This window comes from Serratia bockelmannii, assembly GCF_008011855.1.
GTDB lineage: Bacteria > Pseudomonadota > Gammaproteobacteria > Enterobacterales > Enterobacteriaceae > Serratia > Serratia bockelmannii.
This window is the reverse complement of record NZ_VOUX01000033.1, coordinates 1,726,288-1,751,465: the sequence shown is the minus strand read 5'-3', so window position 1 is coordinate 1,751,465 and position 25,178 is coordinate 1,726,288. Positions and strand designations below refer to the sequence as shown.

30 protein-coding genes are annotated in these 25,178 nt (G+C 56.9%); 18 read left to right on the top strand and 12 right to left on the bottom strand.

Annotated features, from left to right (window positions below):
• Window positions 1–48 precede the first annotated feature (48 nt).
• On the bottom strand, window positions 49–927 hold the full coding sequence (gene nadK / locus FOT55_RS24870; protein WP_049209576.1) for an NAD(+) kinase: 879 nt from the start codon (window positions 925–927) through the stop codon (window positions 49–51).
• A gap of 125 nt (window positions 928–1,052) precedes the next feature.
• Here nadK and grpE point away from each other — a divergent pair, with 125 nt between their 5' ends.
• A complete protein-coding gene (gene grpE / locus FOT55_RS24865) occupies window positions 1,053–1,637 on the top strand; it encodes a nucleotide exchange factor GrpE (RefSeq protein WP_025303955.1) in 585 nt (194 codons plus the stop codon).
• A 56-nt stretch (window positions 1,638–1,693) separates the two neighbouring features.
• Here grpE and ung read toward each other — a convergent pair whose 3' ends face one another.
• Window positions 1,694–2,377, bottom strand: a complete 684-nt coding sequence (ung, locus tag FOT55_RS24860) for a uracil-DNA glycosylase (protein ID WP_004929112.1) — start codon at window positions 2,375–2,377, stop codon at window positions 1,694–1,696.
• Window positions 2,378–2,723: 346 nt separating this feature from the next.
• Here ung and grcA point away from each other — a divergent pair, with 346 nt between their 5' ends.
• From grcA to FOT55_RS24845, 3 genes are all read left to right on the top strand, one after another.
• The gene (gene grcA, locus FOT55_RS24855) at window positions 2,724–3,107 is read left to right on the top strand and encodes an autonomous glycyl radical cofactor GrcA (RefSeq protein ID WP_004929114.1); all 384 of its coding nucleotides are present in this window, start codon (window positions 2,724–2,726) and stop codon (window positions 3,105–3,107) included.
• 183 nt (window positions 3,108–3,290) lie between these two features.
• The gene (locus FOT55_RS24850) at window positions 3,291–4,253 is read left to right on the top strand and encodes a DUF2974 domain-containing protein (RefSeq protein WP_147824182.1); all 963 of its coding nucleotides are present in this window, start codon (window positions 3,291–3,293) and stop codon (window positions 4,251–4,253) included.
• Complete coding sequence (locus FOT55_RS24845) at window positions 4,246–5,001, top strand: ankyrin repeat domain-containing protein (protein WP_147824181.1); 756 nt, start codon at window positions 4,246–4,248, stop codon at window positions 4,999–5,001. The genes FOT55_RS24850 and FOT55_RS24845 overlap by 8 nt, the downstream gene beginning before the upstream one ends.
• Before the next feature lie 52 nt (window positions 5,002–5,053).
• On the opposite strand, the gene srmB is transcribed toward FOT55_RS24845, so the two are convergent.
• Entirely contained in the window at window positions 5,054–6,376 is a 1,323-nt protein-coding gene (gene srmB, locus FOT55_RS24840; RefSeq protein WP_025303951.1) for an ATP-dependent RNA helicase SrmB, read from the bottom strand.
• A 99-nt stretch (window positions 6,377–6,475) separates the two neighbouring features.
• Between srmB and trmN the strand changes: the two genes are divergently transcribed.
• Complete coding sequence (gene trmN, locus FOT55_RS24835; protein WP_025303950.1) at window positions 6,476–7,255, top strand: tRNA(1)(Val) (adenine(37)-N(6))-methyltransferase TrmN; 780 nt, start codon at window positions 6,476–6,478, stop codon at window positions 7,253–7,255.
• Between the two features lie 38 nt (window positions 7,256–7,293).
• Here trmN and nadB read toward each other — a convergent pair whose 3' ends face one another.
• On the bottom strand, window positions 7,294–8,895 hold the full coding sequence (nadB, locus tag FOT55_RS24830; RefSeq protein WP_025303949.1) for an L-aspartate oxidase: 1,602 nt from the start codon (window positions 8,893–8,895) through the stop codon (window positions 7,294–7,296).
• A gap of 214 nt (window positions 8,896–9,109) precedes the next feature.
• Between nadB and rpoE the strand changes: the two genes are divergently transcribed.
• The 4 genes from rpoE to rseC are packed head-to-tail and all read left to right on the top strand — an operon-like array spanning window position 9,110 to window position 11,801.
• Window positions 9,110–9,685: an RNA polymerase sigma factor RpoE gene (rpoE, locus tag FOT55_RS24825; RefSeq protein WP_004929136.1), complete on the top strand. Its 576-nt coding sequence runs from the start codon at window positions 9,110–9,112 to the stop codon at window positions 9,683–9,685.
• A 30-nt stretch (window positions 9,686–9,715) separates the two neighbouring features.
• On the top strand, window positions 9,716–10,369 hold the full coding sequence (gene rseA, locus FOT55_RS24820; RefSeq protein ID WP_016929795.1) for an anti-sigma-E factor RseA: 654 nt from the start codon (window positions 9,716–9,718) through the stop codon (window positions 10,367–10,369).
• Window positions 10,369–11,325, top strand: coding sequence for a sigma-E factor regulatory protein RseB (gene rseB / locus FOT55_RS24815; RefSeq protein WP_141967088.1), 957 nt, complete (start codon window positions 10,369–10,371; stop codon window positions 11,323–11,325). The genes rseA and rseB overlap by 1 nt, the downstream gene beginning before the upstream one ends.
• Complete coding sequence (gene rseC / locus FOT55_RS24810) at window positions 11,325–11,801, top strand: SoxR-reducing system protein RseC (protein WP_025303947.1); 477 nt, start codon at window positions 11,325–11,327, stop codon at window positions 11,799–11,801. The genes rseB and rseC overlap by 1 nt, the downstream gene beginning before the upstream one ends.
• Here rseC and FOT55_RS24805 read toward each other — a convergent pair.
• The gene (locus FOT55_RS24805; protein ID WP_147824180.1) at window positions 11,798–12,634 is read right to left on the bottom strand and encodes a hypothetical protein; all 837 of its coding nucleotides are present in this window, start codon (window positions 12,632–12,634) and stop codon (window positions 11,798–11,800) included. The two genes, rseC and FOT55_RS24805, sit on opposite strands and share 4 nt — an antisense overlap.
• 519 nt (window positions 12,635–13,153) lie before the next feature.
• On the opposite strand from FOT55_RS24805, the gene lepA reads away from it, so the two are divergent.
• The 7 genes from lepA to acpS all read left to right on the top strand — a co-directional run bounded on the left by lepA (window position 13,154) and on the right by acpS (window position 19,705).
• Window positions 13,154–14,953, top strand: a complete 1,800-nt coding sequence (gene lepA / locus FOT55_RS24800; RefSeq protein ID WP_025303945.1) for a translation elongation factor 4 — start codon at window positions 13,154–13,156, stop codon at window positions 14,951–14,953.
• Between the two features lie 32 nt (window positions 14,954–14,985).
• On the top strand, window positions 14,986–15,963 hold the full coding sequence (gene lepB / locus FOT55_RS24795) for a signal peptidase I (protein WP_015378805.1): 978 nt from the start codon (window positions 14,986–14,988) through the stop codon (window positions 15,961–15,963).
• 235 nt (window positions 15,964–16,198) lie between these two features.
• The gene (gene rnc / locus FOT55_RS24790; RefSeq protein ID WP_004929158.1) at window positions 16,199–16,879 is read left to right on the top strand and encodes a ribonuclease III; all 681 of its coding nucleotides are present in this window, start codon (window positions 16,199–16,201) and stop codon (window positions 16,877–16,879) included.
• A complete protein-coding gene (gene era / locus FOT55_RS24785; protein ID WP_025303944.1) occupies window positions 16,876–17,784 on the top strand; it encodes a GTPase Era in 909 nt (302 codons plus the stop codon). The genes rnc and era overlap by 4 nt, the downstream gene beginning before the upstream one ends.
• 6 nt (window positions 17,785–17,790) lie before the next feature.
• Window positions 17,791–18,522, top strand: a complete 732-nt coding sequence (recO, locus tag FOT55_RS24780) for a DNA repair protein RecO (protein ID WP_004929165.1) — start codon at window positions 17,791–17,793, stop codon at window positions 18,520–18,522.
• A 71-nt stretch (window positions 18,523–18,593) separates the two neighbouring features.
• The gene (gene pdxJ, locus FOT55_RS24775) at window positions 18,594–19,325 is read left to right on the top strand and encodes a pyridoxine 5'-phosphate synthase (RefSeq protein ID WP_025303943.1); all 732 of its coding nucleotides are present in this window, start codon (window positions 18,594–18,596) and stop codon (window positions 19,323–19,325) included.
• Complete coding sequence (acpS, locus tag FOT55_RS24770) at window positions 19,325–19,705, top strand: holo-ACP synthase (protein ID WP_004929169.1); 381 nt, start codon at window positions 19,325–19,327, stop codon at window positions 19,703–19,705. Before pdxJ ends, acpS begins: the two co-directional genes overlap by 1 nt.
• Before the next feature lie 44 nt (window positions 19,706–19,749).
• Here the strand turns inward: acpS and FOT55_RS24765 are convergent, their stop codons facing one another.
• On the bottom strand, window positions 19,750–20,010 hold the full coding sequence (locus FOT55_RS24765) for a YfhL family 4Fe-4S dicluster ferredoxin (RefSeq protein WP_043138299.1): 261 nt from the start codon (window positions 20,008–20,010) through the stop codon (window positions 19,750–19,752).
• A 215-nt stretch (window positions 20,011–20,225) separates the two neighbouring features.
• On the opposite strand from FOT55_RS24765, the gene FOT55_RS24760 reads away from it, so the two are divergent.
• Both FOT55_RS24760 and FOT55_RS24755 read left to right on the top strand, forming a co-directional pair.
• On the top strand, window positions 20,226–21,632 hold the full coding sequence (locus FOT55_RS24760; protein WP_147824179.1) for a tyrosine-type recombinase/integrase: 1,407 nt from the start codon (window positions 20,226–20,228) through the stop codon (window positions 21,630–21,632).
• A 1-nt stretch (window position 21,633) separates the two neighbouring features.
• Window positions 21,634–22,347: a hypothetical protein gene (locus tag FOT55_RS24755; RefSeq protein ID WP_147824178.1), complete on the top strand. Its 714-nt coding sequence runs from the start codon at window positions 21,634–21,636 to the stop codon at window positions 22,345–22,347.
• 4 nt (window positions 22,348–22,351) lie between these two features.
• Here the strand turns inward: FOT55_RS24755 and FOT55_RS24750 are convergent, their stop codons facing one another.
• The 6 genes from FOT55_RS24750 to FOT55_RS24720 all read right to left on the bottom strand — a co-directional run bounded on the left by FOT55_RS24750 (window position 22,352) and on the right by FOT55_RS24720 (window position 25,015).
• Window positions 22,352–22,570, bottom strand: a complete 219-nt coding sequence (locus FOT55_RS24750; RefSeq protein WP_147824177.1) for a helix-turn-helix domain-containing protein — start codon at window positions 22,568–22,570, stop codon at window positions 22,352–22,354.
• Between the two features lie 16 nt (window positions 22,571–22,586).
• The gene (locus FOT55_RS24745; RefSeq protein WP_147824176.1) at window positions 22,587–23,156 is read right to left on the bottom strand and encodes a 3'-5' exonuclease; all 570 of its coding nucleotides are present in this window, start codon (window positions 23,154–23,156) and stop codon (window positions 22,587–22,589) included.
• 60 nt (window positions 23,157–23,216) lie between these two features.
• Complete coding sequence (locus FOT55_RS24740) at window positions 23,217–23,405, bottom strand: hypothetical protein (RefSeq protein ID WP_147824175.1); 189 nt, start codon at window positions 23,403–23,405, stop codon at window positions 23,217–23,219.
• 342 nt (window positions 23,406–23,747) lie between these two features.
• Entirely contained in the window at window positions 23,748–23,957 is a 210-nt protein-coding gene (locus tag FOT55_RS25745; RefSeq protein WP_072270177.1) for a Lar family restriction alleviation protein, read from the bottom strand.
• A gap of 9 nt (window positions 23,958–23,966) precedes the next feature.
• Complete coding sequence (locus tag FOT55_RS24725; RefSeq protein WP_147824174.1) at window positions 23,967–24,185, bottom strand: ParE family toxin-like protein; 219 nt, start codon at window positions 24,183–24,185, stop codon at window positions 23,967–23,969.
• Entirely contained in the window at window positions 24,182–25,015 is an 834-nt protein-coding gene (locus FOT55_RS24720; protein WP_147824173.1) for a ParB/RepB/Spo0J family partition protein, read from the bottom strand. The genes FOT55_RS24725 and FOT55_RS24720 overlap by 4 nt, the downstream gene beginning before the upstream one ends.
• Window positions 25,016–25,178 lie beyond the last annotated feature (163 nt).

The window sequence follows — 25,178 nt, the reverse complement described above, 5'->3', positions numbered from 1 at the left end:
ATACAGTATAAACTGGTTTTATATACAGTAAAGTGGCTGGCACAGATTTTAGAACAATTTTTTCGACCAGCCCAGCTTGGTGCTTAACGTGTTGAAATAGCTGTAGTCCTTCGGGTGAATCAGATTCAGGTGGAAATCGCTGCGGCGGATCAGCACTTCTTCGCCTTCCTGGATAGGCAGCGCGATCTGGCTGTCGCAGCTGATCTCCAGATCGCTGCCGATCTGCGAGAATTTCAGGCGGATGGTGCTGTCGCCGTTGATCACCAGCGGCCGGGCGGAAAGGGTGTGCGGGAACATCGGCACCAGCGCGATCGCCTCCAGCGACGGGGTGAGGATCGGCCCGCCGGCGGAGAGCGAGTAGGCGGTGGAGCCGGTCGGCGTGGCGATGATCAGGCCGTCGGAGCGCTGCGAGAAGGCGAAGCGATCGTCGATGTACACCTCGAATTCGATCATGTGTGCCACTTTGCCAGGGTGCAGCACCACTTCGTTGATGGCGGTGCTGATGCGGCACTGCTGGTGCTCTTTATGCACGATGGTTTCCAGCAGGAAACGCTGTTCGTCGATGTATTCGCCTTCCAGCACGTCCGCCAACTGCTGCAGGGCGTTGTCGGGATCGAGATCGGTGAGGAAGCCGAGGTTGCCGCGGTTGACCCCGATCACCTTGATGTCGTAGCGCGCCAGCACGCGCGCGGCGCCGAGCATGTTGCCGTCGCCGCCAACCACCACCGCCAGATCGGCCCGCTGGCCGATATCCGCCAGGCTGCCGGTCACGGCGTCTTTCAGCCCCAAATCATGGGCGATTTGGCGTTCGATCATCACCGAATAGCCGCGGGCGACTAGCCAGTGGAACAACATCTCGTGGGTTGCCAGCGCTGAAGGGTGACGCGGGTGGCCAACAATGCCAATACAGGCGAATTTTTTATTCATTTGTTGTGATTTTCCTCACCGGGACCCGTTTATGCCCCACATTGTGACCGGTTGACTTGAAACCCCGGTTTTGATCCCCATAATAAGCCAAGTTGCGAGATTAATGCTAAAACGCGGAGATATTCATGAGTAGTAAAGAACAGAAGACGCCAAACGAGCAAGTCTCGGAAGAAATGGAACAACACGCTCATCACGATGATACGCTGCCGGAAGCGGCGGAAGGCGTCGATCTGCGCGATGCGCGTATCGCCGAACTGGAAGCCCAACTGGCGGAAGCGCAGCAGCACGAGCGCGACAGCCTGCTGCGCGCCAAAGCGGAAGCGGAAAACATCCGCCGCCGCGCCGAACTGGACGTCGAGAAAGCGCACAAATTCGCCCTGGAGAAATTCTCCGGCGATCTGCTGCCGGTGATCGACAACCTGGAGCGCGCGCTGGATCTGGCGGATAAAAACAACCCGGAACTGGCCGCGATGATCGAAGGCATCGAGCTGACGCTGAAATCGCTGCTGGACGTGGTGCGCAAGTATGGCATCGAAATCGTCGGCGACGTCAACGTGCCGTTCAACCCGGAAGTGCATCAGGCGATGAGCATGATGGAATCCGCCGATCACCAGCCGAACCACGTGATGATGGTGATGCAGAAAGGTTATACGCTGAACGGCCGCCTGCTGCGTCCGGCGATGGTCGCGGTCTCCAAAGCCAAGGCGTAATCGCCCCGGCAACGGCATAAAGAAAGGCACCCGAGGGTGCCTTTTTTGTCTCTGGACTATGCCTGCGGCAGGCGCGGCATCCAGTCGATCGGCGTGAGCCCTTGCTGCTCCAGCAGCTGATTGGCCTGCGAGAAGTGGCGGCAGCCGAGGAAACCGCGGTGCGCGGAGAGCGGTGACGGGTGCGGCGCCTTCAGCACATGGTGGCGGTTGCGGTCGATAAAGTTGCCTTTCTTCTGCGCGTGCGAGCCCCACAGCAGGAACACCACGCCTTCGCGGTTCTCATTCAGGGCGGCGATCACCTTATCGGTAAAGGTTTCCCAGCCCAGGTTGGCGTGCGAGTGCGCGCGGCCGCCTTCCACCGTCAGCACGGTGTTGAGCAGCAGCACCCCCTGTTCAGCCCAGCTTTGCAGGTAGCCGTGATCCGGGCGTTCGAAGCCGGGAATGTCGGTCGCCAGCTCTTTATACATGTTCACCAGCGACGGCGGCGCCGGCACGCCGGGGCGCACCGAGAAAGAGAGGCCGTGTGCCTGATTGGGGCCGTGGTAGGGATCCTGGCCGAGGATGACGACCTTGACGTCCGCCAGCTCGGTAAAGCGGAAAGCGTTGAACACGTCCTTCTGCGGTGGATAAATGGTCTTACCGGCTTGACGCTCAGCGGCAACAAAGGCGAGCGTTTCAACAAAATAGGGCTGCTCTTTCTCTTTGCCGATCACGTCATGCCAGGTGAGGGAGGTGGCCATAAACGCTCTCCTTTGTTTTCTTTAGCAATTCATGGGCTATAGCTTACCGTTTCGGCACGCGCAGTGAAACCCGCTTTTCATTTCTCGCCGCCGTGTCTTATGCAATTATTTTTGAAAATTTACAAAAATAATTGGTTTTTGCCGCGGTGGGAAAATTGATATAAAACATAAATTTGCCCCTTCATGCCCTGTGCCTACCCGGTAAAAATTGACTTTAATCAAGGAACTGGCCCGGTCAGGCTGGTATACAGAACAACAAGACAACAATGGTTTTACCAAATGGCCGAAACCAGAATTGGGTTTTCTCACGACGTGAATTTTTACGCCCTTGTACGGAGGCAACATAATGATTACCGGTATTCAAATTACCAAAGCGAACGACCAGGCGCTGGTGAATTCTTTCTGGCTGCTGGATGATGAAAAAGCGGAAGCTCGCTGCGTGTGCGCCAAGGCCAACTACGCGGAAGATCAGGTTGTCGCAGTGAGCGACCTGGGCCAGATCGAATACCGTGAAGTGCCGCTGGAAATGCAGCCGACCGTGCGCGTGGAAGGCGGTCAGCACCTGAACGTCAACGTGCTGCGTCGCGAAACCCTGGAAGACGCGGTCAAACACCCGGAAAAATACCCGCAGCTGACCATCCGCGTGTCCGGTTATGCGGTACGCTTCAACTCTCTGACGCCGGAACAGCAGCGCGACGTTATCGCCCGCACCTTTACCGAAAGCCTGTAATTTGCGGCGCAGTCAATCAGGGAGCTTCGGCTCCCTTTTCTGCGTTTGGTGGCCGAAAACCGAACGCGGATCACATTCTGTACAAAGATAAGCATTTCTAATACAGAACTCATCCGACCTGCCGATAGCTAAATCAGCACCTATTCAGGTGCTCAATAAAAAGTCTATCGACAAGGAGTCGGCATGAGTATGCCTTTAAGTTTTACCTCTGCAGTATCCCCGGTGGCCGCGATCCCTACACCTCGCGCCGCTGCCGAGACGGCGACGGCGGCGCAGCCTGCGGCAGCGCCGGCAAATCCAGCGCCGGTGGCCACCCCTTCGCAGAACACGCTCAATGCGCAGAACCTGTTGAATACGCTGGTCGGCGATATCTCCGCGGCGGCCCCGACGGCGGCGGCAGCGCCGGGCGTGACACGGGGGCAACAATCGCAGGAAGGTGATTATACGTTAGCGCTGTTGGCCAAGGACGTTTATTCACTGAACGGCCAGGGCGCTGCCGGGTTCAATCGCCTGAGCGACAGCGCACTGCTCGGTTTTGGCATCGATCCCGCCAGCCTGCACGACGCGGGCAGCGGTTTCCAGGCCGGGGTTTACAGCAACGACAAGCAGTATGTGTTGGCGTTCGCCGGCACCAACGACTGGCGCGACTGGCTGAGCAACGTGCGGCAGGCGACGGGCTATGACGATGTGCAGTACAATCAGGCGGTTGCCGCTGCCAAAAGCGCCAAGGCGGCCTTTGGCGATGCGCTGGTGATCGCCGGTCATTCGCTTGGCGGTGGCCTGGCGGCCACGGCTGCGCTGGCGACCGGTACCGTCGCGGTCACCTTCAACGCGGCTGGGGTTTCGGATTACACCCTGAATCGCCTGGGTATCGATCCGGCGGCGGCGAAGAAAGATGCCGAAGCCGGCGGCATTCGCCGCTACAGCGAACAATATGACATGCTGACCAGCACCCAGGAGTCGACTTCGCTGATCCCGGACGCCATCGGCCATAACATCACCTTGGCCAACAACGATACCCTGACCGGCATCGATGACTGGCGGCCGAGCAAGCATCTGGATCGCAGCCTGACGGCGCACGGCATCGACAAGGTGATAAGCTCGATGGCGGAACAAAAGCCGTGGGAGGCGAAGGCCAATGCCTGAAGGGCGTCGCTTGCGGCGGGCGCTGGCGATAGCCTTACTGGCGCTGGTCGCGGTGACCGGTTTACTGATGATGGCTAAGGAGCAACAGATGGGGCAGGAGATTTCGCCGTTTGACGGTCGCAGCAATCTGGCGCTGGCTCAGGCGGTGGCGCGTGGCGATACGCAGGGTATCCGTGCACAGGCCACGCAGGATCGCTTGCGCGAACGGGGCGATCGGCAGGTCACGCTGTTGCAGTGGGCGGTGCTTTCGCAGCAGCCGGCCAGCGTGCAGGCGTTGCTGGCGCTCGGGGCAGACCCGGCGGCAGCGGGGCTGGACGGCAACAGCGCGCTGCACACCGCGGCGATGTTGCAAGATGCGCAGTACCTGCGGCTGTTGCTGGCCGAAGGGGCACAGGTGAACGTGCGTAATGCCGTTACCGGCGCCACGCCGCTTGCGGCGGCGGTGCTGGCCGGGCGCGAAGAGCAACTGCGGCTGTTGCTGGCGGCCGGAGCGGACACCACCTTGAGCGATCGGCTGGGGGATACTCCGCTGCATCTGGCGGCGAAGATTAACGCGCCGCACCTGGCGCTGCTGCTGTTGCAGGCCGGGGCCGATGCCCGGGCACGCAACCAGCAGGGCGTCGTGTTCCAGTTTTACTTCTCGCAAACGCCGGCGCATTTGCAGAATGACGAGCTGAAGGCGCAGTTCCGCGAACTGGATAAATGGCTGCAGGGGCACCGTCTGGCCACGCACTACGCGCAGCAGTAAACGCCCATAAAAAAACCGCCTGTACAGGCGGTTTTTTCTTAGGCAGCGGTGGTTATTCCGCGTCGCCGGCCGGTTTGGCCTTCGCCTGACGGCGTTTGCCGACGTTTTTGGCGTCGCGATGGCGCACTTTCACCTTGGCCTTTTCTTTGTTCTTCGCCTTGTCTTCCGCGCGCTTGGCCAGCACTTTCTTCGACGGTTTACCGTTGCTCTTCTCGTTCGGCACCTTGGTTTTCGGCCGCAGTTCGTCGATCACGCGCGCTTTCAGCGGCTCGTTCAGGTAACGGCCCACTTTGCCCAGCAGCAGATGGTCGTGTGCTTCCACCAGCGAAATGGCGGTGCCTTTGCGCCCGGCGCGGCCGGTACGCCCGATGCGGTGCAGGTAGGTGTCCGCCGTGCGCGGCATGTCGAAGTTGAACACGTGGGTGATATCGAGGATATCCAGGCCACGTGCGGCAACGTCGGTGGCGACCAGCACGTTAACCCGGCCATCCATCATGCGTTTGACCGCCTCGTTGCGTTTGGCCTGCACCATTTCGCCTTCGAGATAGCAGGTGTTGATGCCCGCTTCGCGCAGCCAGGTGGCCAGCTCATGCACGCGCTCGCGCTTGCGCACGAAGATCACCGATTTCTGCACGTCTGGCTGCTGCAGCAGGTGGATTAGCAGCGCGGTTTTGTGCTGCACGTCATCGGCGCGGTAGTACCACTGCAGGATCTTTTTGCGTTCGCGGCGCGACGGATCGGCCTCCACTTCCACCGGCTCTTTCAGGATGCGCTCGGCGAATTCGCGGATCGCTTCGCCTTCCAGCGTGGCGGAGAACAGCAGCGTTTGGTTGCGCCAGCGGGTTTCGGCGGAGATGGTTTCGATGTCCTGCGCGAAGCCCATGTCGAGCATGCGGTCGGCTTCGTCGAGGATCAGGGTTTCCACCGCGCGGCAGTCGAAGTTCTCTTCTTTAATGTATTGCAGCAAGCGGCCGGTGGTGGCGACCACCACGTCCTGGTTTTCGCTGAACACTTCCGCGTGGTTCATGTAAGCGACGCCGCCGGTGATGGTGGCGATATCCAGCGAGGTATGAGCAGCCAATTCACGCGCCTGGTCGGCGACCTGCATCGCCAGTTCACGCGTTGGCGTCAGGATCAGCACGCGCGGCGGGCCGGATTTTTTGCGTGGAAAGTCCAGCAGGTGCTGCAAAACGGGCAGCAGAAAGGCGGCGGTTTTGCCGGTGCCGGTCGGAGCCGAACCTAAGACGTCGCGCCCGTCCATCGCCGGCGGGATCGCTGCGGCCTGAATGGCGGTGGGGCGATCGTAGCCTTTGTCGCGCAGCGCGTCGATCAGGCGGTCATCGAGTTCGAGTTCGGAAAAAGTGGTTGCTGTCATGGTCTACCTCTACTTGGGGCGCCGATTATAGACGGGTTGGCCGCGATCTTCACCTATTTAAGCGGAAAGCCGCTCTTTTCCCGCCGATCAGATTGCCTTATGCTACGCCAGTTTTATAGCCAGGTGGTGAGTGTGAGCAAGCGATCGAAAGCCGATTTTACCCCGCGCCGCGGGGGTTTTACCTTTAAACAATTCTTTGTCGCCCACGATCGTTGCGCCATGAAAGTGGGCACCGACGGGGTGCTGCTCGGCGCCTGGGCACCGCTGGGGCAGGCGCGCCGGGTGCTGGACATCGGCTGCGGCAGCGGGCTGATCGCGTTGATGCTGGCGCAGCGCAGCGGCGACGAAGTGACCATCGACGCGGTGGAACTGGATGAAGCCGCCGCCGGCCAGGCGCGCGAAAACGCGGCGGAATCGCCGTGGCCACAGCGCATCCGCGTGCATGCGCAGGATATTCATCATTATGCGCAGCGGCATGCCGCTGAGTATGATCTGATCGTCAGTAATCCGCCGTATTTCGAGCCGGCGGTGGCCTGCCGCGACCAGGCGCGCCACAACGCGCGCTACACCGAAACCCTGACGCACGGCGCGCTGTTGGCCTGCGCGGCGCAGCTGCTGGCGGAACAGGGGACGTTCTGCGTGGTGCTGCCGCACGACGTGGGCGCCGAATTCGAACGCCTGGCGCTGCAAAGCGGCTGGCATACGGCGGTGAAAGTGAACGTCAGCGACCGGGCCGATACGCCGCTGCACCGGGTGTTGCTGGCGCTGACACGGCGGGAAACGCCGCTGCAGGCGCAGGCGCTGGCGATCAAACAGGCCGATGGCAGCTACACCGACGATTTCCGCCGATTGATCACCGACTTCTACCTGTTCTACTGAAAAGAAAAGGGCGCCGATAAGGCGCCCTGTCGCAGAGTTTAAGGCTGCAAAATGGTCGGCAGCGCTTCCGGCAGCAGATCCGGATAGTCCAGCGTGTAGTGCAGGCCGCGGCTCTCTTTGCGCGCCATGGCGCTGCGCACGATAAGCTCGGCCACCTGCACCAGATTGCGCAGCTCCAGCAGGTTGTTGGAGATGCGGAAGTGCGCGTAGTACTCGTCGATTTCCGCCTGCAGCGTGTTGATGCGGCGCAGGGCGCGCTCCAGCCGCTTGGTGGTGCGCACGATGCCGACGTAATCCCACATGAACAGCCGCAGCTCGTGCCAGTTGTGCTGAATCACCACCCGTTCGTCCGCATCGTCCACCCGGCTTTCATCCCAGTGCGGCACCTGTTTGGCCTGCTGGATGAACGGCAGGCGCTGCAGAATGTCTTCCGCCGCCGACCAACCGTAAACTAGGCATTCCAACAGCGAGTTCGACGCCATGCGGTTGGCACCGTGCAGGCCGGTGTAGCTGACTTCGCCGATGGCGTACAGCCCGTCGAGATCGGTGCGGCCGTGCTGATCGACCATCACGCCGCCGCAGGTGTAGTGCGCCGCCGGGACGATGGGGATCGGTTGCCGAGTCAGATCGAAGCCCAGCGTCAGCAGCTTTTCGTGGATCATCGGGAAGTGCTGGGTGATGAACTCCGCCGGCTTGTGGCTGATGTCCAGGTACATGCAGTCGGCGCCCAGGCGCTTCATTTCATGGTCGATGGCGCGGGCGACGATATCGCGCGGGGCCAGTTCGCCGCGTGGGTCGACATCCGGCATAAAGCGGCTGCCGTCCGGGCGCTTCAGGTAAGCACCTTCGCCGCGCAGCGCTTCGGTCAGTAGGAAGTTGCGCGCCTGCGGGTGGAACAGGCAGGTCGGGTGGAACTGGTTGAACTCCAGGTTGGCGACCCGGCAGCCGGCGCGCCAGGCCATGGCGATGCCGTCGCCGGAGGAGATATCGGGGTTGGTGGTGTATTGGTACACCTTGGCCGCGCCGCCGGTCGCCAACACCACCGTTTTGGCGCGGTAGGTTTCCACCTGCTCCAGCTCGCGGTTCCAGACGTAAGCGCCCACGACTCGGCGGGTGCCCGGCAGGCCGATTTTATTCGAGGTGATAAGGTCAACCGCGTTGCGGCGCTCCATCACGCAAATATTGGGGTGAGCGCTTGCTTTCCCCACCAGCGTGGTCTCTACTTCCTTACCGGTCGCGTCCGCGGCGTGCAGGATGCGGCGATGGCTGTGGCCGCCTTCGCGCGTGAGGTGATAATGCGCCTCGCCCTGCGCGTTGATCTCGGTGTCGAACAGCACGCCCTGATCGATCAGCCACTGCACGCAGTGGCGCGCGTTGCCGGCGATGAATTCGACGGCCTCTTTGTCGCACAGGCCGGCACCGGCAATCAAAGTGTCATCAACGTGTGAGGCAATGCTGTCCGTCTCATCGAACACCGCGGCGATCCCGCCCTGGGCGTAAAAGGTGGCCCCCTCGCTGAGCGGCCCCTTGCTGAGAACGGTAACCTTACAATGCTGCGCCAGGCGCAGCGCCAGTGACAGGCCCGCAGCGCCGCTGCCGACGATCAGGACATCGCTAACATGTTCAGATGATGGTTGCATAACGTATGATGTGTGCAGAAGAAGAGTGAATTTCATGTTAGCCTAACTGTCCGGGCAAAAGCCACGGATAGGGTGACATCAACAGAAAAAACAATGGCGATATGGAACTTCGTGTTCTATATGAACTCCAAGCGAGTGCTTGCTCAGGAAAATAATGTATGGCTGGCAGTACAATTTTACGCGTGGAGACGGATTTGGGGAGAGTTTACCTCGGATGAGCGAGCAGTTAACGGATCAAGTTCTGGTCGAGCGGGTCCAAAAGGGCGATCAGAAGTCGTTTAACCTACTGGTAGTGCGCTATCAGCATAAGGTGGCGAGTCTCGTTTCCCGCTATGTGCCGCAGGGCGATGTGCCCGATGTGGTGCAGGAGTCGTTTATCAAGGCCTATCGCGCACTGGAATCGTTCCGTGGCGACAGCGCTTTTTATACCTGGTTGTATCGAATCGCCGTGAACACGGCAAAGAATTATCTGGTTGCTCAGGGGCGCCGTCCGCCATCCAGTGATGTGGACGCCAACGATGCGGAAAATTACGAAAGTGCGGGCGCACTGAAAGAAATTTCGAACCCTGAGAACTTAATGTTGTCAGAAGAGCTGAGACAGATAGTTTTCCGTACCATTGAGTCTCTCCCTGAGGATCTTCGCATGGCGATTACCTTGCGGGAGTTGGATGGTCTAAGCTACGAAGAGATAGCCGCCATCATGGATTGCCCGGTCGGAACAGTACGTTCGCGTATTTTCCGCGCCCGGGAAGCTATCGATAATAAAGTTCAACCGCTGATCCAGCGTTAGCAATGGCGGGCACAGGAAGGGTACTTAGGCATGCAGAAAGAAAAGCTTTCCGCTCTGATGGATGGTGAATCGTTCGACAGCGAGCTGTTGAGTTCTCTGTCGCAAGATCGAACGCTTCAACAAAGCTGGCAGAGCTATCACCTGATACGTGACACACTGCGAGGTGATGTCGGACAAGTGATGCATCTCGACATCGCCGATCGCGTAGCCGCTGCACTTGAGAAAGAACCCGCCCGGCTGGTACCTTCCGCCGTTCAGGAATCTCAGCCGCAGCCTCACACCTGGCAGAAAATGCCGTTCTGGGACAAAGTGCGTCCTTGGGCGAGCCAGATTACGCAAATCGGTATGGCGGCCTGCGTGTCTCTGGCGGTGATCGTCGGCGTGCAGCAGTACAACCAGCCTTCTGCGCCATCGAACGCGTCCGAATCGCCGGCCTTCACCACGCTGCCGATCATGGGCCAGGCCTCGCCGGTCAGCCTGGGCGTGCCTGCCGACAGTTTCTCTACCGGCAGCGGTCAACAGCAGCAGGTGCAGGAACAGCGTAAGCGTATCAACGCCATGCTGCAGGACTATGAGCTGCAACGTCGCCTACATTCGGATCAGCTGCAGCTTGAGCAAGGCAACCCACAACAGGCTGCCATTCAGGTTCCCGGAACTCAGTCTTTAGGAATGCAACAGCAGTAATGAAGCCAATCTGGTTCTCCGTTTGTTTATTGACGGGCAGCCTGCTCTATTCCAGCATCGCCCCGGCGCAGCCAACTGCGTCCGGGGCGTTATTGCAACAGATGAGCAGCGCCAGCCGTTCTCTCAATTACGAGCTCGCCTACATCAGCATCAGCAAGCAGGGAATCGAGTCGTTGCGCTATCGCCATGCGGTGATCGGCAACGTGCCGCTCGGCCAGCTGCTGCATATGGATGGCCCGCGTCGCGAAGTGTTGCAGCGCGGTGGCGGGATCAGCTACTTCGAACCCGGTCTGGAACCGTTCACGCTCACCGGCGATCACATCGTCGATGCGCTGCCGGCGATCGTCTATGCCGATTTCACTCGTCTGGCCAAGTATTACGACTTCATCTCCGTGGGCAGCACCCGCATCGCCGATCGGCCGTGTGAAGTGCTGCGCGTAGTGGCGCGCGACGGTTCCCGCTACAGTTACATCGTCTGGATGGACGAAGACACCAAGCTGCCGCTGCGGGTGGATTTGCTCGATCGCGACGGCGAAACGCTGGAGCAATATCGGGTGATCTCCTTCGCGGTCGGCGCCGACGTGCAGGGCGCGATGCAGGGGCTGCTCAAAGCCAACCTGCCGCCGCTGCTGTCGCTGCCGGCGGTGGAAAACGTCCAGCTGAGCTGGAGCACCGGCTGGTTGCCGGCCGGCGTGGACGAGGTGGCGCGCAATCGCCGCAAATTGCCGAATGTCGCCGTGCCGGTTGAATCCCGGCTCTACAGCGACGGCCTGTTCAGCTTCTCGGTCAACGTCAGCCCAGCGGGCAGCGGAGCCGGGCAGCAGTACTACCGTCAGGGGCGCCGCACCATTCAGACCGAAGTGCGCGCGGGCAACGAAATCACGATTGTGGGCGAATTGCCGCCGGCGACGGCCAAGCGCATCGCCGACAGCATTTCTTTCAAGGTATCGCCGTAATGATGAAAGAGTGGGCCACGGTGGTGTCGTGGCAACAGGGCGTAGCGCTGCTGCGCTGTGAACCCAAGGCCGGCTGCGGCAGCTGCACCGCGCGCTCCGGCTGTGGCGCGCGTGCGCTGAACGAGCTGGTGCCGGAAACCGAGCATCAGCTGCAGGTGCATATCGAGCAGCCGCTCGAACCGGGGCAGCGCGTCGAGGTCGGCATCGCGGAAGGCAGCCTGCTGCGCTCCGCCATGCTGGTTTACCTGACGCCGCTGCTGGGCATGATGTTGGGCGGCACGTTGCTGCAATATTGTTTCGGCAGCGACGCCTCGGCGGCAGTCGGCGCCGTACTGGGCGGCGGGGCGGCCTTTATGCTGGCTCGCCGCTTGGCTCGACGTCTGGGTGAGCAGGCCGATTACCAGCCGGTGGTGCTGCAGATTGGGTTGCCGCCTACCGCGATGCGCATGCAGGCGGAAAACTCCCCGCTGATTTAAACCGACGGTCGCGTCATCGCCGGGTTGTGATAGGCGGTGATGCGGTTGTGGATCATATGCTCCAACAGCGCGATGAACAGATCGGCGCTGAGCAGCGAATCGTAGTTAATCGCGAACAGCAGATTTCCCTGGCCGTCGAGCAAGCGGATGCCGCGCTGCGGATGGTTTTCCAAGGTGCGGATCTGCTCGATCGGCACGTTTCCCCGTTCAGTCGTCAGCAAGGTGGCGCTCAGCCGCAGCGTTTCGGTCGGCGTGCCTTGCCGCTTGCCGAGCAGCAGCTGCCACAGCCAGCGCGCGTCGCCCTCAACGGTGTGAAACGACACCGTCTCCCCTTGATAGAGCGCATTCAACGCCAGCGGCCCGCGCTGCTGCAGCTGTTGGTCGACGATCACGTCCGCCAACCGCCACGAATGGGCGATATTGCTGAAAACCGTGCACCAGGGCTGATCCGCACCGGTGCGAAACGCCGTGACGTCAAACAGCCCGCCAAAAGCCTTGCCGCCGCGAAAGCGATAGATATCACCGATCTTCTCAAACGGGATGAAACGCTCTTTGTGATGGTGGTCGTCAAAGACCCGCACGCCGTGCTCGTACAGGCGATAGGTTAGCGCTGGGCGCAGATAATGCCGCAGCGCCAGCAGCGTACAGCCGAGTAAAATCGTGCCCGCGCCGGCCTGCAACAGCGTGATGACCTCGCTCTCGTCAATGCTGCTCAGCAGCGGCAGCACCAACAGCGCCGCCCCCACGCTAAACAGCAGCGCCGCCGCTGCCAGAATGCCCCAGTTGACCTTCGAAAAATCGTGCCGGCTCAGCATTTGCCCTTTATCGATCATAATGCACCTTCCAATCAACGTACGCAGATATGCTGGTGAACCCCGGTGGGCTGCCGATGTTGTGCCCTGAATAATGTTTTGTCGCGGAGTTCATGTCCTTTCTATCCGAGGCGAGGTGGTGGCGTATATGGGGTTTTTCCTAAAGGAAGTGAGGCAAAATTGAATTCTAAGAGGTTGATCCAAATATTCTTTTTCGATAATTTCAGAAGGGGTTTATTGCGCTGCGGCCGGTTATGTATTAGCACCGGAGTTTGATGGCCACGGAGCACCGGCAAGCCTCGGGTTCAGGCTGTATTGTCCGCGTTAACATCTGTTTTCACCCGCCGGGGCGACCTGTAACATTTAGCGGCGCATAATAGAATGCCTTCACTGCACCGATCGCTAGGTTTTCAGTGGTGTGGCATGTAGAATGCAGCGATTCAGGTGCAAGACGGCCTCACCCATTCACTGTCGCTTTAGGTCCATGCGGGTTTCTATAGGCGAGTAATTCAGAAATACCAAGGCAGAAAAACTTTTATAATGAAGCATATACGAAATTTCTCCATTATTGCCCATATTGACCACGGTAAGTCGACGCTGTCTGACCGCATTATCCAAATCTGCGGTGGCTTGTCCGACCGTGAAATGGCTGCGCAGGTGCTCGATTCCATGGATCTGGAGCGCGAGCGCGGCATCACCATCAAGGCGCAGAGCGTAACGCTGGATTATAAAGCGCTGGATGGGCAGACCTATCAGCTTAACTTTATCGACACCCCTGGCCACGTTGACTTCTCCTATGAAGTCTCCCGCTCGCTGGCGGCCTGCGAAGGCGCGCTGCTGGTGGTGGACGCCGGTCAGGGCGTAGAAGCCCAGACGCTGGCCAACTGCTACACCGCGATCGAAATGGATCTGGAAGTGGTGCCGGTGTTGAACAAAATCGACCTGCCGGCCGCCGATCCGGATCGCGCCGCGCAGGAAATTGAAGACATCGTCGGCATCGACGCTACCGATGCGGTGCGCTGCTCGGCCAAAACCGGCGTCGGTGTGCCTGAGGTACTGGAGCGTCTGGTGCGCGACATTCCTGCGCCGCAGGGCGATCCGGATGCGCCGCTGCAGGCGTTGATCATCGACTCCTGGTTCGATAACTACCTGGGCGTCGTGTCTCTGGTGCGCGTCAAGAACGGCACGCTGCGCAAGGGCGACAAGATCAAGGTCATGAGCACCGGCCAGGTGTATAACGCCGATCGTTTGGGTATCTTCACGCCGAAGCAGGTCGATCGCGACGTGCTGAACTGCGGCGAAGTGGGCTGGCTGGTCTGTGCGATCAAAGACATCCTCGGCGCGCCGGTGGGCGATACCCTGACGCAGGCGCGTCAGCCGGCGGATAAAGCGCTGCCGGGCTTCAAGAAAGTGAAGCCGCAGGTGTACGCCGGTCTGTTCCCAATCAGCTCCGACGACTATGAATCTTTCCGTGATGCGCTGGGCAAGCTGAGCCTTAACGACGCGTCCCTGTTCTACGAGCCGGAAAGCTCCACCGCGTTGGGCTTCGGCTTCCGCTGCGGCTTCCTCGGTCTGCTGCACATGGAGATCATTCAGGAACGACTGGAGCGTGAATACGATCTGGATCTGATCACCACCGCGCCGACGGTAGTCTACGAAGTGGAAACCACCGGCAAAGAAGTGATCTACGTCGACAGCCCGTCCAAGCTGCCGCCGCTGAACAACATCCAGGAACTGCGCGAGCCGATCGCCGAATGTCACATGCTGATGCCGCAGGAATACCTGGGCAACGTCATCACCCTGTGCGTTGAGAAACGCGGCGTGCAGACCAACATGGTTTACCACGGCAACCAAGTGGCGTTGACCTATGAAATCCCGATGGCGGAAGTGGTGCTCGACTTCTTCGACCGCCTGAAGTCCACGTCGCGCGGTTATGCGTCGCTGGATTACAACTTCAAGCGTTTCCAGGCCTCCGACATGGTGCGCGTGGACGTGCTGATCAACAACGAGCGCGTGGATGCGCTGGCGCTGATCACCCACCGCGACAACTCGCAGTACCGCGGCCGTGAACTGGTGGAGAAGATGAAAGAGTTGATCCCGCGTCAGCAGTTCGACATTGCGATTCAGGCGGCGATCGGCACGCACATCATCGCGCGCTCCACCGTGAAGCAGCTGCGTAAAAACGTGCTGGCGAAATGCTACGGCGGTGACGTCAGCCGTAAGAAAAAGCTGCTGCAGAAACAGAAAGACGGTAAGAAGCGCATGAAGCAGGTCGGCAACGTCGAGCTGCCGCAGGAAGCGTTCCTGGCCATTCTGCACGTCGGTAAAGACGGCAAGTAACCGCGACGAGTTCGCGAAACGAGGGAGTTTGCATGGCGAATATGTTTGCCCTGATCCTGGCGTTGGCCACCCTGGTCACTGGGATCATCTGGTGCTTCGAGCGCTTTAAATGGGCGCCGGCCCGCCGCGCGAAGATTGCGGCGGTCAACGAGCAGACCGCGGGCGCAGTAGACGATAAAACGCTGGCGAAAGTGGCGAAGCAGCCAGGCTGGGTAGAGACCGGGGCATCGGTCTTCCCGGTGTTGCTGCTGGTCTTTGTGGTGCGCTCGTTTATTTACGAACCGTTCCAGATCCCGTCCGGATCAATGATGCCGACGCTGTTGATTGGCGATTTCATTCTGGTGGAGAAATATGCCTACGGCATTAAAGATCCGATTACCCAGACTACGCTCATTGAAACCGGCCATCCGAAGCGTGGCGATATTGCGGTATTTAAATATCCGCTGGATCCGAAGCTGGATTATATCAAGCGCGTGATTGGCCTGCCGGGCGACCGTATTACTTACGATCCGGTGAATAAGCGCGTCACGGTGCAGCCGTCCTGCAACAGCGGGCAGTCCTGCGATACCGCGCTGGCCGTGACCTACGCCGATGCGCAGCCGAGCGACTTCGTGCAGCTGTTCAGCCGCAGCGGCATGGGCGAGGCCAGCAACGGCTTCTATCAGATCCCGCTGAACGATAACGTGCCGTCGGGCGGCATTCGCATGCGTGAGCGCCAGGAAAGCCTCGGCAACGTCACGCATCGCATCCTGACCGTGCCGGACGCGCAGGATCGGGTGGGCGCTTACTACCAACAGCCGGGTAAACCGCTGGCGGAGTGGGTGGTGCCGGCCGGGCATTACTTCATGATGGGCGACAACCGCGATAACAGCGCGGACAGCCGTTACTGGGGCTTTGTGCCGGAGAAGAATCTGGTGGGTAAAGCCACGGCCATCTGGATGAGCTTTGAAAAACAGGAAGGTGAGTGGCCTACCGGCGTGCGTTTCAGCCGGATCGGCGGTATTCATTAATCGCTGACTGATTCCCTGTTAATTTCACGCCGCAGCCTGCTGCGGCGTGAAAGATTAAGGGGATATAAACACAGCATTATGTTTCCACTCGTTGTAGAATACTTTCTCGAGCGATAAAAAGTTGGCCCCTGCTGGGAGCCACTGCAAACGAAACAGCTTTGGATCGGCTTTCGGCGAAGCAGGCCTGTTCCGTATGCTGCAAGTTTTTGACGCATTCTTGATCTATTGGTAACTCATGAACCCCATCGTAATAAACAGGCTGCAGCGGAAGCTGGGCTACACTTTTCAACAGCAGGAGCTTTTACTGCAGGCTTTGACTCACCGCAGCGCCAGCAGTAAACACAATGAACGTCTTGAGTTTCTGGGTGACTCGATTCTGAGCTTTGTCATCGCCAATGCGCTCTATCATCGCTTTCCTCGCGTAGACGAGGGCGACATGAGCCGCATGCGCGCCACGCTGGTGCGCGGCAATACGCTGGCGGAGATGGCACGCGAGTTTGACCTGGGCGAATGTCTGCGGCTTGGGCCGGGCGAATTGAAAAGTGGTGGGTTCCGCCGCGAGTCAATCCTGGCGGATACGGTGGAGGCATTGATCGGCGGCGTGTTCCTGGACAGCGACATCCAGACCGTCGAGCGCCTGATTTTGGACTGGTATCGCAGCCGGTTGGACGAAATCAGCCCCGGTGATAAGCAGAAAGACCCGAAAACCCGTTTGCAGGAATTTTTGCAGGGGCGTCATCTGCCGTTGCCTTCTTATTTGGTGGTGCAGGTTCGCGGTGAAGCGCACGACCAAGAGTTTACCATCCACTGCCAGGTGAGTGGTTTGAGCGAGCCCGTGGTGGGCACCGGCTCAAGCCGCCGTAAAGCCGAGCAGGCGGCAGCGGAACAAGCGCTGAAAAAGCTGGAGCTTGAATGAGTGAAGTAAAACAACACTGCGGTTTTATCGCCATCGTCGGCCGCCCGAACGTGGGCAAATCGACGTTGCTGAACCAACTGCTGGGGCAGAAGGTTTCCATTACGTCGCGTAAGCCGCAGACGACCCGTCACCGCATCATGGGCATCGACACCGATGGCGCCTATCAGGCGATCTACGTCGATACCCCTGGGCTGCACATCGAAGAAAAACGCGCCATCAACCGTTTGATGAACCGCGCGGCCAGCAGCTCGATCGGCGACGTCGAACTGGTGATTTTCGTGGTCGAAGGCACCAACTGGACCGCCGACGACGAAATGGTGGTCAACAAGCTGCGCAGCCTGCGCTGCCCGGTATTGCTGGCGATCAACAAGGTCGATAACGTCACTGACAAATCCAAGCTGTTGCCGCACATCGCCTTCCTCAGCCAGCAGATGAATTTCCTCGACGTGGTGCCTATCTCCGCCGAGAAAGGGATGAACGTCGACACCATCGCCGGCATCGTGCGCAAGCTGCTGCCGGAAGCGGAACACCACTTCCCGGAAGACTACATCACCGATCGCTCCCAGCGCTTTATGGCGTCCGAGATCATCCGTGAGAAGCTGATGCGTTTCCTGGGCGAAGAGCTGCCCTATTCGGTGACGGTAGAAATCGAACAGTTCGTGGCCAACGATCGCGGCGGTTACGATGTGCACGGCCTGATCCTGGTCGAGCGCGAAGGCCAGAAGAAAATGGTCATCGGCAATAAAGGCGCCAAGATCAAAACCATCGGCATCGAAGCGCGCCAGGACATGGAAAAGATGTTCGACGCCAAAGTGCATCTGGAGCTGTGGGTGAAAGTGAAATCCGGTTGGGCGGACGACGAACGTGCGCTGCGCAGCCTGGGCTATGTTGACGATCTGAAGTAACGACCCGTGGACGGCTGGGAGCGCGCTTTCGTCCTGCATGGGCGGCCGTACAGTGAAACCAGTCTGATGCTGGATCTGTTTACCGAAGGTCATGGGCGGGTGCGCTTGCTGGCGAAAGGCGCGCGCAGCCGCCGCTCCAATCTGAAGGGTTGCCTGCAGCCCTTTACCCCCCTGTTAGTGCGCTGGGGCGGGCGTGGCGAAGTGAAAACGCTGCGCAACGCCGAAGCGGTCTCCCTTGGTTTACCCCTCAGCGGCATGATGCTCTACAGCGGCCTGTATGTGAACGAGCTGCTGGCGCGCGTGCTGGAGCAGGAAACCAACTACTCGGTGCTGTTCTTCGACTACCTGCAATGCCTGCAGGCGCTGGCGGCGGAAGACAGTTCGCCGGAACAGGCGCTGCGTCAGTTCGAGCTGGCCTTGTTGCACCACCTGGGTTACGGCCTCGATTTCCTGCACTGCGCCGGCAGCGGCCTGCCGGTGGATGATGCCATGACCTACCGCTACCGCGAAGAGAAGGGCTTTATCGCCAGCCTGGTGGTGGATCACTACAGCTTCACCGGGCGCGAACTGCGCGCGCTGGCGGAGCGTCAGTTTCCCGATGCCGAAACGCTGCGCGCCGCCAAGCGTTTCACCCGCATGGCGCTGAAACCCTACCTCGGCGGCAAACCGTTGAAGAGCCGCGAACTGTTCCGCCAGTTTGTGCGCAAACAGCCGAATACGCCGGTCGACGACGCCTGACCTTTTCCCCTTTTGCCGCCCTGCGCCCGCGTGTAAACTGCTGACACTGAAAATCGTATTTAGAGGTTGTCATGGCTGATTTGCTGCTGGGCGTCAATATCGATCACATCGCCACGTTACGTAACGCGCGCGGAACCCAATACCCGGATCCGGTTCAGGCGGCATTCATTGCCGAACAGGCGGGGGCCGACGGCATTACCGTGCATCTGCGCGAAGACCGCCGCCACATCACCGACCGCGACGTGCGCTTGCTGCGCCAGACCATCCAGACGCGCATGAATCTGGAGATGGCGGTGACCGACGAGATGCTGGATATCGCCATTGAGCTGAAGCCGCATTTCTGCTGCCTGGTGCCGGAAAAACGCGAAGAAGTGACCACCGAAGGCGGCCTGGACGTCGCCGGTCAGCTGGACAAAATGAGCGTGGCGGTTGAGCGCCTGGCGCAGGCGGGCATTTTGGTCTCGCTGTTCATCGATCCCGATCATCGCCAAATCGACGCGGCGGTGGCGGTGGGCGCCCCGTATATCGAAATCCACACCGGTGCCTACGCCGAAGCGCAGGGCGAGCTGGCGGTACAGGCCGAGCTGCGCCGCATCGCGGTCGCCGCCGCCTACGCGGCCGAGAAGGGGCTGAAGGTCAACGCCGGCCACGGCCTGACCTATCACAACGTGCAGCCGATCGCCGCGCTGCCGGAAATGCACGAGCTGAACATCGGCCATGCGATTATCGGCCAGGCGGTGATGAGCGGGCTGCCGGCCGCGGTTGCCGACATGAAAGTGCTGATGCGGGAAGCGCGCCGGTAATGGCGGTGCTCGGGCTGGGTACCGACATCGTCGAGATGGCGCGTATCGAAGCGGTGGTGGAGCGCAGCGGCGATCGTCTGGCGCGCCGCGTGCTGAGCGACGCCGAGTGGGCGCTGTATCAGCAGCACCAGCAGCCGATTCGCTTTCTGGCCAAACGTTTCGCCGTGAAAGAGGCCGCTGCCAAGGCGTTCGGTACCGGCATTCGCAACGGCCTGGCGTTCAATCAATTCGAAGTGTTCAACGATGCGCTGGGCAAGCCGAATATTCGTTTGCACGGCCGCGCCGCCGAGCTGGCGGGGGAGATGGGGGTCACCGCGATCCACGTTTCGCTGGCCGACGAGCGGCGTTATGCCTGCGCGACGGTGATCGTCGAAAGCTGAAAAGAGAAAGGGCGCCTATGGCGCCCTTGTCAGTCCTGCGGCGATTAAATGCGATCGGCGTGGTGCAACACCACGAACTTGTCCCACAGCTGTTCGTTGCTCTCGCGGTGCTGCGGATCGGTAATGATGGTGTTGTCGATCGGGCAGACCTGCTGACAGGTCGGCGTATCGTAATGGCCGACGCACTCGGTGCAGCGGTCGGTATCTATCTGATAAATTTCATCGCCCATCGAAATTGCCTGGTTCGGGCATTCCGGCTCGCACATGTCGCAGTTGATACACCGCTTTGTTATTAATAATGCCATATCAATTACTTACGAGTTTAATCTATTTAAATCATGCATTTGTAGGCTTTAGTTATTGCGCACGATTCCACACTATGTGTATATTTATACAGTGTTTGAAACATTGAAAAACCATGTTCAGCAACACAGAATGGCAACACATGCCTTTTTTAGCCCCCAGATTTAACCTCATGTGTGAGCTTAGTGCTGGTGGCCTCTGATACAAGGAAATATCAATGCCGCGCACTGTAACACAGATGCAGGATATCCCCAAAAATGATGGGTTCTTGGCCGCATCTGCGCGTTGGGAAGACTGCAAGCCACCTTATGCAAGTTCACACATGAGAATCTGTGTTGCTGCCGCCAAAATCATTTTGGCGCACCTCGGCCAACCTCGGCGATCGAAGTACGAAAAAGACAACTACCTGCGCATAGATTTTAGCAAAGCAGGAAAGGTTACGTTCTACGCTGAGTTTCCAAAGAAGATGGGGCTTAAGGGTAAAAAACTTGGGGAGTGGCCAGAAATGGCTATTCAGATCGCCAGGGAGAAAGCTAAGGACATCGCCGATAATGGTTTGAAAGCTGAGTCGGTACAACAGGCAATCAGAGAGTATGAAGAGGACTTATACGCTAAGGTTCAGCGTAAAAAGCTGGGGGAGGAAAGCTTTAAAACATACTGCACACGAACGAAACAAATAGCCGCCGCGTTCGGTGAACGTGAGGTTTTCAGCGATGTAACGTATAACCGCCTGCTTGAAGTTTTCGACCTCTGGATAGAAACCAAATCCAATAATCAGGCGTTGGAGCTATCAGCAGAACTGCGACGGCTATGGAAGTTCGGCGCGCCGCGTTACTGCAATGGTCGTAATGTTGCCGCAAGCCTACCAAGTGATTATATCTCGTCCCGAGTCCAGAAACCGACGCCAACCCGTCTGTATACTGATATTGAGTCGATTGCTGGTCTATGGTTGAATATAGCCGCCGCCAGCTCGGTACATCAAAAAAACGCCATGAGGTACATGATCCTAACGGGGGTGCGCCCGATCAACGTTAGTAATTTACGATGGAGTTTTATAAACGAAACTGTTGGTGAGATTGTCTACCCTGCAGGGGTGATTGGTATGAGAGGGGCGATGAAAACGCAGAAGGAATTCCGCCTCCCGATCACGCCTGGCATCAGACAAATTCTGGAAGAACAGAAGAAATGGAGGGATTCTGTCGAAAGGAGCAATAAGGATTATGTATTCCTTCAGCCGCGTGATCCAGCGAAGCCATTCGCCAAACGTTCTCTGGACAAGCTTATCAAAACATACAGCCCAGAGAACGCCGTGAAGGGGGTTAGACACGATGGCACAGTGAAGGGAAAGGAAGGTGCATTTAATACAATGTGCCGTAAATTCCTCAAGAGCAATATTATTGCCCAGATGCGGTCCAAAGGGTACTCTCGTTCAGATGCGAAAGATGTAAGCCAACTTTGCATGCATCATTCGGATAAAAGCTCTGATCCAATGGGTGAGTTTTATGATTTTTCTGACGAAATAATGAATGAAGAAATGGCATTGAAGCGTGTAGCATTTGAGTCTCATGAAGTGCAGGTGTTAGCGCAGGTGTCTTTAATTAGAAAAAAATTAAAAAGGCATTAAGATGGATGATAAAAATAAAAGAAGCTTAAAGCATGACTATATATATATTTTCTTCCCTTTCATTTTGGGATGTCTGTCTCTGATTCTTCTAGTTTGCGATAAGTTTTCTGGGGCTGAATTTGTAAGCTTTATTGTTGTCATTGCAATCATCACTTTAATAATTAAACTATTGCCTTCTATAGTCGAGTTCACTATTGCGGGTAATTCCGTAAGGCTTAGAGAGAAAATTGATGAAGCAGATAGGCTCACAAAAGAATTGAGTTTGTTGAGAGTTTTTGCATTATCTGGTGTATTTAACGATGTGAAGTATAGTCATGCACCTGTTAATCAATGGTTTTCAAGGGTGGCAAATATTGTTGATATATATAATATGACTTGTGATAATGATGAGTTGCAAACCTTGTTTAAGGGGAGGATGATAGATTCATTAAGACGCGCATATAAAATATTTACATATAATCTTAAGGATAGAGCAAGAGAATACAACATTACTGATGAGTATGGGGGTGATATTACCATTGAGCAGTTAAGAATCCTTAAGTGCAAACTAAATGATAATGGTAATGATAACTTTCATGAAAAACAGTTAATATTAGAAGATATGGATGTAATTAATGTAGCACTTCTTTCATCTACGATTATTAATCACTTGGAATTGGGGGAAAATAAGATTGAAAAAATGGTTGATTTAATTTCTGGTCCCCCTGTGTTGTAGTTTATTAATATTTCTCCTTGCATTTATTAATAAACTCAATTATATTTTTTCGCTCGTAACGCACAACTTTATGAGTAAATCGGATGGGGGATAGTGTTTTTTTGTATCGGTGATTGATATTCCATTCTCTCAATGTCTTCTGAGTTATCCCTCCTAGTATTTTGCATACCTCTTGGGGGGTTAGCAAATCTAGCTGCTCTGCAGCTTCGGTTTTTTTATTCATAGAATATCCCTTCTATTTAATCTTGCTGGTGGCCTGCAAACAGGCGCTGATAAATTGCGGAAACATACTTCGCCTGGTGGATAGCATCGGCTAAGGCGTTGTGGCGCTCGCCGTCAAACGGCATGTCACGCTTAGGATCAAAGCCAACCACGCGGCCAAGCTCAACGATAGTGCGCACGTCCCTGTCGTTGTACCACTCCCACGGCAACGGAACGCATTCACGCTGGTAAGACTCACGCAGGATCACGTTATCGAATACAGCGCCGTTCCCCCATACGCGCAGGCTACGAGGATTGGAGACATTGGCACGGATAAACTTATTCAGGTCATACAACGCAGACAGCAACGACGGCGCACCGTCAACGCAGATAGCTGCGCGGGCTTCGCTGCTTTGCTTCATCCACCAAATAATCGTATCGGCGTCAGGAGTCGCCTTACCGGCCATGACGCTTTGCAGGTCTACGGCGGTGTAGAACTGCTCGCCAAGCTCACCGGTGCGCGGATCAAAAAGCACAGCGCCGATAGTCAAGATAGGGGCGCTGGGCTTCGTACCCAGTGTTTCCAGGTCAAGCATTAGGTGGTTCATCAACTATTCTCCAGGTAATAAAAAACCGCCCGTAGGCGGTCGTATAATCATGAGTGAACTTTACGTTTCTCTGACTCTAATAAGGGTGGGATGACATGTGCTTTCATAAATAGGCCCAGAGACAATATCGACAATGTATTTTTTACTCACACCATCACGAATAAGCGTTATTGCTTGTCCCGCACGAACCTCAAAGTCAATCTCATGTTCTTCCTCAATGCCGGTATCGTTAAAAATAACTTTCGCCATCACTTTTTTTCCTACGTTGGGTGAAATACTGGGTTAAGGAACAGCTTGATAACATCGTGATAGCCAGTCTTAAGGTTGCCACCCCATGCCATAGTTGCCTGTTTCATGTAACCATTTATGCCCGCACTCAGTACAAACATAGTAACTTTCCTTAGTGCCACGACCATGCAGGCTTATGTATTCTCCCTGTTCTTCAGGGATGTATCTCATACAATCTAAAGGCGGTTGACGCCGCGCTCTTGGCTGTTTTTCACATACTCGACATGTCATAAGGACCTCACATAAAACAGTGAAGCGTATACGATAGCACGACATTTTTAATTTATCATAGTGTGGTTTTGATTAACTGCTCTCCACCACGTTAGTGCTTGCACCGATGCGGTGATTCCAACGTTCTATAGCATCGTCATGGTCGCCAATCGGGCCACGGGATCCGCACGATAAGCAGAGGACTTGCCATCCGAGAAGGCTGGAGCGGTGCTGCAACTGCACGTTTCCATGTCCGTGCACACCGCAGAAAGGACACGGCTTCAGTTCATTTGCTGGTATCACTACCTCCCCCTATTTATCGATCACGCAGTTGTAATCATTATGGGTAAGCAACTGCCAATTATGGCCGTCGTTTTTTGAAAGTAAGCGCCAGCGTTTATTTACACGAAAGGTCAGGTATTTTTTGCCATAGGTTCTCTTGGGGAATAATCGACCGGCGCGGAACTGTTTTAATTTTTCCAGCGCCTTCGCAGTAATCCACAAAGGCGCATTATTCAGGTTGATGCTCATTGATCTTCACCACTCGCAACCTGGGGATGTTGCTGGCGGTATTCGTTGAGAATGGTGTTGATTTCTTCTCGGGTTCCAGGAAGGAGCAGTAGGACGTCACCCTCTTCACGAACCATTGGCGCAGCATCATAGAGCAGTTCACAGAGTCGGCGGGCGCGGGTAGCATTGAATTGTGGCTGGGCGACGCTCTTAGTGATTTTTTTCTTGCCGGACTCTTCGGCCTTTTTCATTAAGCGCGCGGCTTCACGGTCGGCATATACGCCATGCTCGCGGTTAATTTGAATAGCCAGGGCATAGTTAATGGAACCCGCACGCACCAGGCTCTTGATGTAAGGGCTGCATTCCTGCAATTGCAGGTGCTGGAGGATATCGGACTCAGAACGCTTAACTTTTTTTGCGATCTCTGCGTTAGTCCACCCTTGATTTACCAGCCGTTGGTAGGCCGCGCCGCGCTCGATAGGGGTAAGTGCCAGACCTTGCGAACTGGTGACCATGAAGGCGATTTTATCGGCCTCAGTACCCACGAAATCCTTACACTCAAGACGCGCCACCTCATGCCCGGCTTCACTTGCCAACAGCGCACCGTGGAAGCGGTGGTGACCATCGATAACCTTCACGCCTTGCTCAGTCACTTCAACTGCCAGCGGTGGTATATATTCCCCCGCAATAAACGCATCCCTAAACTCTTCAACGTGCGCCTGATTTAATTCGCGAACGTTATAGCCATCTTCAGCATAAATTTCATTGAGGGGGACTAAAAACGTTTTGCGGGTAGTGATATCTGAGCCAATTTTTTCCTTCGCAGAATAGCGCTGACTTAAAGTTGCCATAAACACCTCTTAATCTATTAATTGTTATCACAGAGAGAAGAACTCGGGCCGGGTGACGCCCTCCACGGTTAAATGGATGCCTGAATTCTTCTCTCTATGAAAAAGGGCGGCTCGCCTACGAACATTATCTTCATCCTCCTTTGGGTTGGTTGAAGCTCGGCGG

What these genes read in the sequence shown, in the direction of transcription:
- nadK (WP_049209576.1), bottom strand. Translation starts at nt 927, where the DNA reads ATGAATAAAAAATTCGCCTGTATTGGCATTGTTGGCCACCCGCGTCAC.
- grpE (WP_025303955.1), top strand. Translation starts at nt 1,053, where the DNA reads ATGAGTAGTAAAGAACAGAAGACGCCAAACGAGCAAGTCTCGGAAGAA.
- ung (WP_004929112.1), bottom strand. Translation starts at nt 2,377, where the DNA reads ATGGCCACCTCCCTCACCTGGCATGACGTGATCGGCAAAGAGAAAGAG.
- grcA (WP_004929114.1), top strand. Translation starts at nt 2,724, where the DNA reads ATGATTACCGGTATTCAAATTACCAAAGCGAACGACCAGGCGCTGGTG.
- FOT55_RS24850 (WP_147824182.1), top strand. Translation starts at nt 3,291, where the DNA reads ATGAGTATGCCTTTAAGTTTTACCTCTGCAGTATCCCCGGTGGCCGCG.
- FOT55_RS24845 (WP_147824181.1), top strand. Translation starts at nt 4,246, where the DNA reads ATGCCTGAAGGGCGTCGCTTGCGGCGGGCGCTGGCGATAGCCTTACTG.
- srmB (WP_025303951.1), bottom strand. Translation starts at nt 6,376, where the DNA reads ATGACAGCAACCACTTTTTCCGAACTCGAACTCGATGACCGCCTGATC.
- trmN (WP_025303950.1), top strand. Translation starts at nt 6,476, where the DNA reads ATGCTACGCCAGTTTTATAGCCAGGTGGTGAGTGTGAGCAAGCGATCG.
- nadB (WP_025303949.1), bottom strand. Translation starts at nt 8,895, where the DNA reads ATGCAACCATCATCTGAACATGTTAGCGATGTCCTGATCGTCGGCAGC.
- rpoE (WP_004929136.1), top strand. Translation starts at nt 9,110, where the DNA reads ATGAGCGAGCAGTTAACGGATCAAGTTCTGGTCGAGCGGGTCCAAAAG.
- rseA (WP_016929795.1), top strand. Translation starts at nt 9,716, where the DNA reads ATGCAGAAAGAAAAGCTTTCCGCTCTGATGGATGGTGAATCGTTCGAC.
- rseB (WP_141967088.1), top strand. Translation starts at nt 10,369, where the DNA reads ATGAAGCCAATCTGGTTCTCCGTTTGTTTATTGACGGGCAGCCTGCTC.
- rseC (WP_025303947.1), top strand. Translation starts at nt 11,325, where the DNA reads ATGATGAAAGAGTGGGCCACGGTGGTGTCGTGGCAACAGGGCGTAGCG.
- FOT55_RS24805 (WP_147824180.1), bottom strand. Translation starts at nt 12,634, where the DNA reads ATGATCGATAAAGGGCAAATGCTGAGCCGGCACGATTTTTCGAAGGTC.
- lepA (WP_025303945.1), top strand. Translation starts at nt 13,154, where the DNA reads ATGAAGCATATACGAAATTTCTCCATTATTGCCCATATTGACCACGGT.
- lepB (WP_015378805.1), top strand. Translation starts at nt 14,986, where the DNA reads ATGGCGAATATGTTTGCCCTGATCCTGGCGTTGGCCACCCTGGTCACT.
- rnc (WP_004929158.1), top strand. Translation starts at nt 16,199, where the DNA reads ATGAACCCCATCGTAATAAACAGGCTGCAGCGGAAGCTGGGCTACACT.
- era (WP_025303944.1), top strand. Translation starts at nt 16,876, where the DNA reads ATGAGTGAAGTAAAACAACACTGCGGTTTTATCGCCATCGTCGGCCGC.
- pdxJ (WP_025303943.1), top strand. Translation starts at nt 18,594, where the DNA reads ATGGCTGATTTGCTGCTGGGCGTCAATATCGATCACATCGCCACGTTA.
- acpS (WP_004929169.1), top strand. Translation starts at nt 19,325, where the DNA reads ATGGCGGTGCTCGGGCTGGGTACCGACATCGTCGAGATGGCGCGTATC.
- FOT55_RS24765 (WP_043138299.1), bottom strand. Translation starts at nt 20,010, where the DNA reads ATGGCATTATTAATAACAAAGCGGTGTATCAACTGCGACATGTGCGAG.
- FOT55_RS24760 (WP_147824179.1), top strand. Translation starts at nt 20,226, where the DNA reads ATGCCGCGCACTGTAACACAGATGCAGGATATCCCCAAAAATGATGGG.
- FOT55_RS24755 (WP_147824178.1), top strand. Translation starts at nt 21,634, where the DNA reads ATGGATGATAAAAATAAAAGAAGCTTAAAGCATGACTATATATATATT.
- FOT55_RS24750 (WP_147824177.1), bottom strand. Translation starts at nt 22,570, where the DNA reads ATGAATAAAAAAACCGAAGCTGCAGAGCAGCTAGATTTGCTAACCCCC.
- FOT55_RS24745 (WP_147824176.1), bottom strand. Translation starts at nt 23,156, where the DNA reads ATGAACCACCTAATGCTTGACCTGGAAACACTGGGTACGAAGCCCAGC.
- FOT55_RS24740 (WP_147824175.1), bottom strand. Translation starts at nt 23,405, where the DNA reads ATGGCGAAAGTTATTTTTAACGATACCGGCATTGAGGAAGAACATGAG.
- FOT55_RS24725 (WP_147824174.1), bottom strand. Translation starts at nt 24,185, where the DNA reads ATGAGCATCAACCTGAATAATGCGCCTTTGTGGATTACTGCGAAGGCG.
- FOT55_RS24720 (WP_147824173.1), bottom strand. Translation starts at nt 25,015, where the DNA reads ATGGCAACTTTAAGTCAGCGCTATTCTGCGAAGGAAAAAATTGGCTCA.